The 8,445-nt window shown below is 70.6% G+C and carries 9 protein-coding genes; 3 read left to right on the top strand and 6 right to left on the bottom strand.

The genetic code is table 11. The features are described 5' to 3' along the window. Window positions 1–237: 237 nt before the first annotated feature. Together ACTIGN_RS14220 and ACTIGN_RS14215 are read right to left on the bottom strand one after the other, a co-directional pair. Entirely contained in the window at window positions 238–816 is a 579-nt protein-coding gene (locus ACTIGN_RS14220; protein ID WP_439624892.1) for a YciE/YciF ferroxidase family protein, read from the bottom strand. A gap of 74 nt (window positions 817–890) precedes the next feature. After that, window positions 891–1,499 (bottom strand): cysteine hydrolase family protein, encoded by a 609-nt coding sequence (locus tag ACTIGN_RS14215; protein WP_439624890.1) that lies wholly within the window; start codon window positions 1,497–1,499, stop codon window positions 891–893. A 133-nt stretch (window positions 1,500–1,632) separates the two neighbouring features. Here ACTIGN_RS14215 and ACTIGN_RS14210 point away from each other — a divergent pair, with 133 nt between their 5' ends. Then, window positions 1,633–1,983, top strand: coding sequence for a hypothetical protein (locus ACTIGN_RS14210; RefSeq protein ID WP_439624888.1), 351 nt, complete (start codon window positions 1,633–1,635; stop codon window positions 1,981–1,983). Window positions 1,984–2,109: 126 nt separating this feature from the next. On the opposite strand, the gene ACTIGN_RS14205 is transcribed toward ACTIGN_RS14210, so the two are convergent. The 4 genes from ACTIGN_RS14205 to ACTIGN_RS14190 form a co-directional block, all read right to left on the bottom strand. Continuing rightward, window positions 2,110–3,402: a hypothetical protein gene (locus ACTIGN_RS14205; RefSeq protein ID WP_439624886.1), complete on the bottom strand. Its 1,293-nt coding sequence runs from the start codon at window positions 3,400–3,402 to the stop codon at window positions 2,110–2,112. Window positions 3,403–3,580: 178 nt separating this feature from the next. Next, complete coding sequence (locus ACTIGN_RS14200; RefSeq protein WP_439624884.1) at window positions 3,581–4,255, bottom strand: intradiol ring-cleavage dioxygenase; 675 nt, start codon at window positions 4,253–4,255, stop codon at window positions 3,581–3,583. A 117-nt stretch (window positions 4,256–4,372) separates the two neighbouring features. After that, complete coding sequence (locus tag ACTIGN_RS14195; RefSeq protein WP_439624882.1) at window positions 4,373–4,729, bottom strand: c-type cytochrome; 357 nt, start codon at window positions 4,727–4,729, stop codon at window positions 4,373–4,375. 348 nt (window positions 4,730–5,077) lie between these two features. Continuing rightward, window positions 5,078–5,296 (bottom strand): hypothetical protein, encoded by a 219-nt coding sequence (locus ACTIGN_RS14190; RefSeq protein WP_439624880.1) that lies wholly within the window; start codon window positions 5,294–5,296, stop codon window positions 5,078–5,080. 263 nt (window positions 5,297–5,559) lie between these two features. Here ACTIGN_RS14190 and recN point away from each other — a divergent pair, with 263 nt between their 5' ends. After that, window positions 5,560–7,266, top strand: coding sequence for a DNA repair protein RecN (gene recN, locus ACTIGN_RS14185; protein ID WP_439624878.1), 1,707 nt, complete (start codon window positions 5,560–5,562; stop codon window positions 7,264–7,266). A gap of 24 nt (window positions 7,267–7,290) precedes the next feature. Next, window positions 7,291–8,253: a WD40 repeat domain-containing protein gene (locus ACTIGN_RS14180; protein ID WP_439624876.1), complete on the top strand. Its 963-nt coding sequence runs from the start codon at window positions 7,291–7,293 to the stop codon at window positions 8,251–8,253. Window positions 8,254–8,445 lie beyond the last annotated feature (192 nt).

Here is an 8,445-nt window from a genome sequence, read left to right as displayed (position 1 = left end):
TGGAGGCAGGCACGAATGCCTGCCCCACCAGAAGCAACTGATCCACGCGGTTCGGTATGCTACCCAGTTCGATTGATCCGTCGGTGTTCTGTAGCCGGCCCCTGTGAGGCCGGGCCTCGGGGAGTCCCCAACGCACCGGCCCCACAGGGGCCGGCTACAGGAATGATCGATCGGATTCGGTACGACGTGCTGATGAAGCGGTGGGGCCCGCCCGTCGCGCCGGGTGGGCCGTTGGGGTCAGCGCTTCCGCTTCGCCGCGGCCCCGCCGCTGCCGTTCTTCGCGGCCGCGACCGGCTCGTCTTCCTCCTCGCTGTCCTCCCCGTCGGCCGCCTCGGCGTCGATGTTGATGACGCTGTCGGCCAGTTCGGTCAACTTCTTGTCGGCCGCGCCCTCCTCGTTGAGCGTCTCCTGGAGCAGGGCGGCGGCGTCGGCGAACCCCAGGAGCGTGGCGAACGAGCGGACGCACCCGTAGCCGGCCATCTCGTAGTGTTCGACCCGCTGGGCGCACGCGATCAGGGCGGCGTCGATCACGGCGGGGTCGCCGACCTCTTCGAGGACCTCCTTGCCCTCCTCGATCAGCCCTTCCATCGCCTTGCACTTCTTCCCCTTGGGGCTCACGCCGAGTTCCGTGAACACCCCGTCGAGCCGCTCGATCTGCTTGCGGGTCACCTCCAGGTGCTCCTGGAACGCGGCCCGGAGTTCCGGGGCCGAGGCCTTCTTCGCCATCCGCGGCAGCGCCTTGAGGAGCTGGTTCTCGGCGTTGTACAGGTCCTTCAACTCGTTCACGTACAGGTCGTGGAGGGTCTCCATCGGCATAACGAACTCCGGTTCGGGTTGGTCGGCGGGCGGACCCCTTGGAACGAGCAATTCACGGGCCGCGCCACCGGGCGCTACGCCCCGCTCGCGGCCAGGGCGGCGAAGTCGATCTCGGCGGCCGGCGGCGTCGGGGCCGACAGCACCCGCCGCATGAGGGCGAGCGCCGCGTCGCGGTCGGCGGGGTCGTTCGACGCGACCCCGTCGGCCGGGACCACCACCCGCAGGTCCCGCATGTACGCGTCGTTGGCGGTGAACAGGACGCACATGTCGGCGGCGAACCCGCCGATCACGACGGTCCGCACCTTCAGGTGCCGGAGCAGCACGTCGAGCGTGGTCGAGAAGAACGCCGAGTGCTTGGGCTTGATGACGAAGTAGTCGTCCGGGTCGGGCAGGAGCAGTTCGGCAACCGGCCCCCCGGCGCACCCCTGTTCCCGGCACCGCTCGACGACGGCCGACAGGTCGGACCGCCACCGCCCGAAGTTGTCGTTGGCGTAGACGACCGGCGCGCCCGCGGCCCGCGCCCGCGACTTGAGGGCCGCGAGTTGCTCCGCCGCGGCCACGGCGGTTCTCAGTAACTTCGGGGCGTCGGGGAAGTCCATGGGGTTGATGACGTCCACGAGGAGGAGGGCCACGGGGCGTGGTTCGGGCTCGCCGCCGTGGAGGTTCTCGCTGTGTCGGGGCATGATGCACCTGGGGGAGGGCGACACCCCGGGGGTACGGCAACCCGCGTACCACCGGAGGCCGGCCCGCGGCGGCACAGGTGTTGCGTCTTCGGGATGCGGGACGGTGTGGGAACGGATCGAAGGGTGACGCGACGTGGCGAAGAAGAACCCCGAGCGAACGGTCGGCGGGCGGTACCCGGTGACGCCGGACGGGCGGTACTTCGTCGTCCGCGGGCGGCTGTGGCGGACGACGAACCCGGCGCTCCCCGAGGCGGAGCGGCTCCGCCAGGTCGGCATCCTGGCGCGGGCGCGGTCGGCGCTCCGCCGGGCCGCCGGGTCGTCGCCCGGTGAGCGGAAGGCGGCCCGGGGGCAGGTTCAGGAGTCGAAGACGGCGCTGGGCGAGCGCGGCCCGGTGTGGTGGACCGACGGGGCACCGGACTACAACCGGCACATGGCCGTCAACACCCCGTACCGCGAGTGGTTCGAGGCGCTCCCGGCCCCCTGAATCACACCAAGTACTGGTGATGGCTCACTGTAGCCGGCCTCTGTGAGGCCGGGCGTCTGCGAGTCCCACGGCACCGACCTCACAGAGGCCGGCGACAGAACGAAGACGAATCACCCGGATCCGGCGTCACACCTCGACCGTTTCCAGGTACTCGGAGATCGCGCCGCGGGTGCTCCGCACGGCCCGCCAGTACGCGGCGAGGACGAGCAACCAGCCGACCATGAGCGCGGCCTGCTCGTACATCCGCACCGCGTCGGTCACCGGCCGCGGCTGGAACCGCTTCTCGTACACCATCCAGCCGATCGTCGCGGCGGCGGCCGCGACCGCGACCACGAGCCCGAGCAGGCCCACGGCGCGCGCCGCCTGCGGCCGCTTCAGCGTCGCCCCGGCCGAGACGAGCCCGGCCAGGAACCAGAACTCGGCGGCCGCCGCGAGGACCAGGAACGCGTACCGGAAGTACGGGTACTCCTCCCGCATCGCCAGCTTGTCGCACCCCGCGGCCGCGAGCAGCGCGGCGACCGCGAACGGGGTCGCGAGCCCGCTGAGGACGAACATCCCCTTCGCGCCGCTGCTCCGCGGCACGCCGCCGCACGCGAGCCGGCCGAGCGACAGGAACAGCCCGCCCAGGACGACCGGCACGCCGTACCCGGCGAGGTTCACCAGCTCTTCCTTGCTCAGCATGACCGAGTTGGGGTCGGTCGTGTTGACGTACCCGGCGATCGTCACCCAGTCGCCGCCGGGGCCGCGGGGCAGCGCCACGCCGCCCTTCACGCAGGCGGCCTTGGCGAACCCGACGAACGCCGGCAGCGCCAGCATGAACAGGCCCAGGAGCACCCAGAACATGCCGCGGCGGGCCTTCTTCCAGCCCGGGATCGCCAGCGGCTCGGCCGGTCCCATCGACGACGCCCCGATCGGCCCGGACCCGACCCCGGTGCCCAGCGGCCGCCCGGCCGCGCCGCCGAGCCGGGTCATCGACTCGCGGGACCGACTGGCCGCCGCCGACGCGGGCGCGGCCGCGGGCGGGAGCTTGGGGAACGGGTCGAACCCGGGCGACGACGGGGCCCGCACCGGCGGGAACACCGGGGCCGGGCCGGGCGGGGCGTTCTGGACCGGGGGGAACGGGCTCGGCCGCGGCGGGGGCGAGTCGGCCCCCCAGTCGGTCGGGCTCGCGACCGTGGGCCCGCCCGGGTGCGGGTTCTGCCGCGTGGGAACGGTGCCGATCCCGTCGTCGTCGTCGAGCGGGGACCGCTGCTGCTGCGCCTGCTGCTGGGCCTGGTCGTGCTGGGCCTGTTCCTGCTCGTCGCCGGTGGGCACGGGAACGGGCTCGGCGCAGTACGGGCACTTGACCCGCTTCCCGGCGGACTCGTCCCGCGCGCGGAACCGCTTCCCGCACGACGGACAACCCAGTGTGATCGGCATGACACTTCTCGAGGTGTGATCGGCAGCCAACGTCTCGACATAGTAAGCGGGCGGCGGCCCCCGCGGAACCCCGCGCCCGCGAAAATGCCCCGGCCCCCCGGCCGCGCCCCAGAAGCCAGCGACCGGGGGCCGTAGAAGCCCCCGGTCGCCATCTCTGCCCGCCCGCTCTGGCCCCGCCTCAGCTCTCGGGGGTCACGCCGAGGACGACGACGAAGTTCGCCGCCAGCTCGCCGACCTTCGAGTCCTTCACCTTCGCGAAGTCCACGGTGATCGCCTCGCGCTGCTTCGCGTCCTTGACGCTCTTCCAGATGCCGTCCCGCTCGTTGCCGGGGTGGTCCTTGACGTACAGTTGCGTGTTGAGCAGGCTCTTGTTCCCCTTCTTCACCTTGACGTGAATGTGCGGGGTGCGGCCGGGGTACGGCACGGGCTTGATGGTGCGGAAGTAGTACTCGCCGGTGCTCCCGGTGACGAACCGCCCGAACCCCTGGAAGTTCTTGTCCTGCTTGTCCTTCTTCTTGTCGCTGTCGGCGGTGTGCAGGTACACCCCGTTGCCGTCGCACTGCCAGATCTCGACCACGGCGTTCTTCAGCGGGTTCCCCTTGGCGTCGAGGACCTTGCCCGTCAGGTGCGTGATCTCGCCGACGCCCGGGGTGATGCCGTCGTTGATGACGAGCAGGTCGTTGTCGGTGTCGAGCGGGAGCTTGTTGGGGTAGAACGGGCCCTCGGTCTGGTCCGGGGTGCGGGTGAGTTCCTCGGCGAACGCGCCCTTCACGGTCCAGAACGGGAGAACGGTCGCGGCCGCGGCGGACCGGAGGAACAAGCGGCGGGTCGGGTCGTAGAGAGGGGTCGTCATGCGTGCGGCTCCTGGGGCGGTTCGCGGCGGGCGGTGCGGGGCGTGTTCCCCGCACCTTAAACGGAGACGGGGCCGCCGGAACCCGCATTCGCGCGAGAATCCGGCCGTTACGCGGCGTTACTTCTTCGCCGCAAGCCACTCGGCGAGGGCGCGGATCTGCTCGGGGGTCATCTTGTCGCCGAACGCGGGCATGAGCCGGGCGTCGGGCCGCATGCTCTTGGGGTTGGCGACGTAGGCGGCGATCCAGTCGGGGGTCATGCCGGTGGCCGAGCCGATGCGCGACAGGTCGGGCCCTTTGGACCCGCCGAGCGTCGGGCCGCCGGGCTCACCGGCGCGGGCGTGGCACCTGGCGCAGTGGTGCAGGTACAGCGCCTCGGGATCGGTCCCGGCCGGGCCGGGCGGCTCGGCGCACCCCGTGAGCGCGACGACCGAGAGGCAGAGCAACGAGGCGATGGAGAAACGGACAGAAGGCATTGCGGGGGTCTCGACCGGAAAGGTACGGTCACGGGTTTGCCGCAGGTGGCCGAAGCACACCAATGACCGCCGCCAGAACTCGTTGAAACGCGGGCTCGGATAGCTTACCGACGGACCTCTGAATCAGCGATTGGCTCGCGGTGAAGAGCTTCCCGGGGCGGGCGAAACTTGCAACGAGCAACCCGCCGCGAGTGAAATCCACAGCGTCGAGGGCGACGGCTGCGGGGTCACCGTATGCGTTGCTCGTAATCTGGCACAGCAGCCAGTCCCCGCGCCCCGCATCCGCGAGGCACACGTCGGGGCGCAGTTTCGACGAGGACAGGTCCGAGAAGGGGAACGTGACGAGGACTACGTCCCCGATTGCAGGTGCGCCCACGCGGCGTCCTCCTCGGGACAGTTCCAGTCCGCGAGTGCTGCCTCGCTGAGCAGTGCCGCCTCGTTGGGATGCGGCGGGGGCTCCTCGTCGAGAATGGTCACGAGGGCGCGCCGCGCAGCGGCGAGCGGAACGGCTTCGAGGAGCCGCACCACCCCATCGGTGCCGATCACAGCTTCGACGGTGCGAATCATACCCCGACTATAACGCACCGGCGGAGACACGACAACCGCTCGAGCCCCACAACCGCCCCAGGGTTTGCGCCCTGGGCTGGGCACTGCCGCCCGCTCCGGGGGCTCCGGGTCTTGAGTCCCGGAGGGACGCCAGTCCGTAGCCCGGGGTGTAAACCCTGGGACCGGTGGTGCAAATCCCGAGTCCGAGGGTACAAACCCCTCGTTCCCCGCCGCGCGTCCCGACTCACCTTCACCCGCCGGTGCGGCGGCCGTACCATTGCGGTATGTTGCGCGAACTCGCCGTCCAAAACCTCGCCCTCATCGAAGACGTGCGCGTCGAGCTGCACCCGGGGTTCTGCGCCTGGACCGGTGAAACTGGTGCTGGGAAGTCCTTGCTCCTCGGGGCGCTCGGCCTGCTCCTCGGCGAGCGGGGCAACGCCGACCTCATCCGCACCGGGGCCGACGAACTCCGCGTCACCGGCCGGTTCGAGCTGACCCGCCCCGAGCAGCGGGCCGTCGCCGCCGAGATCCTCCAGTCGCCCGTCGAGGACGACGACCTCATCCTCACGCGGCGGCTCAGCCGCTCCGGGCGCAGCTCCGCGCTCGTCAACGACGTGCCGGTCGCCGTCGCCACGCTCCGCCGCATCGGCGAAATGCTGGTCGACGTGCACGGCCAGCGCGAGAGCTACTCGCTCCTCCAGCCCGCGTACCAGTTGGAGCTGCTCGACGCCTTCGGGCGGCTCGGCGACCAGCGGAAGAAGTACGACGCCGCCGCCGACACGGTCCGCGGGCTGCGGAAGAAGTTCAAGGACCTCTCCGACGCGCGAACGAACCGGCAGCGCGAGCTCTCGCTGGTGCGGTTCGAGCGCGAGGACCTCGACAACGCCAAGCTCCAGCCGAACGAGCTCCCGGCGCTGCTCAAGGAGAAGGACACGCTCGTTCACGCTCAGAGCCTCGCGCAGTTCACCGGCACCGTCGCGGCCCGGCTCGGGGACGACGACGGGGCCGTGAGCCAGGTGCTCGGCCGGCTGATCAAGGAGGCGAACCGCTGGGCGGGCCTCGACGCGAAATTGAAGGAGGTGAGCGAGCGGCTCGAAGCGCTGCGGCCCGAGGTCGACGACCTCGCCGACACCTGCCGCGACCTGTCCGAGCGGTTCGAGGCCGACCCCGACCGGCTCGAAGAGGTCGAGTCGCGGATCGGGTTCCTCAAGAAGCTCCAGTCCCGCTACGGCAAGACCCCCGACGAACTCGTCGAGTACCGCACAACGCTCGACGCCAAGGAGAAGTCGCTCCAGCAGCAGGAGGACGACCTCGCGGGCATCGACGGCGAACTGAAGGCGGCGTGGGCGGAACTCAAGAAGGCCGCGGCCGCCCTCAGCGCGTCCCGGGGGAAGGTCGCGAAGAAGCTCGCGGCCGAGGCGCAGAAGCACCTCGTCGACCTCCAGATGCCGATGGCCAAGCTCGACGCGGTCATCGAGGTGCTCGCGCTGCCGCTCGACCCGATGGCCGGCGACGTGCCCGCCACCGGCATCGACCAGCTCGACTTCATGCTCATGGCCAACCCCGGCGAGCCGTCGCGGCCGCTGCGGAAGGTGGCGAGCGGCGGCGAGATGTCGCGGACCATGCTGGCGCTCAAGACCGTGCTGTCGGCGCACGACCCGGTCCGCACGCTGGTGGTGTTCGACGAGATCGACGCGAACGTCGGCGGCCGGCTCGGCGACGTGCTCGGCCAGAAGCTCGCGGCGCTCGGCGAGTCGCACCAGGTGCTGTGCGTCACGCACCTCCCGCAGGTCGCGAGCTACGCGCAGCACCAGTGGACGATCCGCAAATCGACCACCGCGAAGAAGACCGCCACGACGATCACCGCGCTGACGACCGACGAGGCCCGCGTCGAGGAACTGGCGATGATGCTCCGCGGCGAGTCGCGCAGCGAGACCACCCGCAAGGAGGCCGCCGAGATGCTCCGGACCGCCGAGAAGCAGCGGGGGTAACGGCAGGCACGCCCAGAGGTGACCGTGCAGACGCTCTCGATCGGGAAGAAGAAGCGGATCTACGCGGTCGCGTTCTCTCCGTCTGGGGAGGAACTCGCGGCGGTCTGCGGCGACGGCTCCATCCGCGTGTGGACCCTCGCCACCAGAGAGGTTCGCCGCACGGCACCCATCGACCAAATCTCGTCCGGGTACGACATGACGTACCTCGATGAGAACCGGATCATCTTCGGCGGCATCAACCTGTACTGCTGGGATCTCGGGGCGGACACCTGGCACACCATCTCACCGGGCAGTCCGTGGGGCCGTCGCCTGAAGACATCCCCGACCGGCGAATATCTGGCCGAGGTGGATCAGGCACGGTCGACCGACTGGCCCACCGGCCCCTCTCTCCTGGTCCGCACGACGGCGGATTGGGAGCTGCTCCCGGTTATGCCGGGCTCGGACTTCACCACCGGCGGCGTCGCGTTCAGCCGCGACGGGCAACTCATCGCCACCGGGCACATGGCGAGCGTCGGTCAGCGGGTGCGGACCATCGGCATGTTGGGCGGGCCGGCGGTGGAGTACGCGACGAACGACTACGACTACCTCGTCCGCGTCCGCACCATGCCGGACGGCACCGTCACGCGCACCATCGACGGCTGGCAGCAGGCGGTGGCGCACCTGGCGTTCTCGCCGGACGGGCGCTTTCTCGCGGGCACCGCCGGGCCGCGGCTGCGGATCTGGGACCTCGAAGCGAACCGCGAAGTGGCGCTGCACAAGCGCGGCACGAAGCACTTCCAGGGGCTCTCGTTCACCGCGGACGGCCGGTTCCTGGCGACCGTGAGCAACGACGAGACGGTCCGCATCTGGGACGCGCACACCTGGGCCGAGCACACCACGTTCACCTGGCAGATCGGCCGGCTGCTGAACATCGCGTTCGCGCCCGACGGCCTCCGCGTCGCCGCCGGCAGCGACTCGGGGCAGATCGTCATCTGGGACGCGGAGTGAAGAGAAGCGATGGGATGCGGACGACGCGGATCAAAGCGGGATGAGAAGCGGATCAAACAGTGAGCCCGGTTACTGAAGTACGGTCCTGTTGCACTGTTGAGTCGTGCGCCTCACGCGGGCCGCCACGGAGGGCGGCCCCGACAAACCCAGAGCCAGTCCACAGCTAGGGGCCCCCCTCCGTGGCGGGCCGCC

Origin of the sequence: Gemmata sp. (genome assembly GCF_051859125.1) — a bacterium.
GTDB lineage: Bacteria > Planctomycetota > Planctomycetia > Gemmatales > Gemmataceae > Gemmata.
Note: the sequence above shows the minus strand (reverse complement) of the source record. Positions and strands in the feature narration are given on the sequence as shown.

What these genes read in the sequence shown, in the direction of transcription:
- ACTIGN_RS14220 (WP_439624892.1), bottom strand. Translation starts at nt 816, where the DNA reads ATGCCGATGGAGACCCTCCACGACCTGTACGTGAACGAGTTGAAGGAC.
- ACTIGN_RS14215 (WP_439624890.1), bottom strand. Translation starts at nt 1,499, where the DNA reads ATGCCCCGACACAGCGAGAACCTCCACGGCGGCGAGCCCGAACCACGC.
- ACTIGN_RS14205 (WP_439624886.1), bottom strand. Translation starts at nt 3,402, where the DNA reads ATGCCGATCACACTGGGTTGTCCGTCGTGCGGGAAGCGGTTCCGCGCG.
- ACTIGN_RS14200 (WP_439624884.1), bottom strand. Translation starts at nt 4,255, where the DNA reads ATGACGACCCCTCTCTACGACCCGACCCGCCGCTTGTTCCTCCGGTCC.
- ACTIGN_RS14195 (WP_439624882.1), bottom strand. Translation starts at nt 4,729, where the DNA reads ATGCCTTCTGTCCGTTTCTCCATCGCCTCGTTGCTCTGCCTCTCGGTC.
- ACTIGN_RS14190 (WP_439624880.1), bottom strand. Translation starts at nt 5,296, where the DNA reads ATGATTCGCACCGTCGAAGCTGTGATCGGCACCGATGGGGTGGTGCGG.
- recN (WP_439624878.1), top strand. Translation starts at nt 5,560, where the DNA reads ATGTTGCGCGAACTCGCCGTCCAAAACCTCGCCCTCATCGAAGACGTG.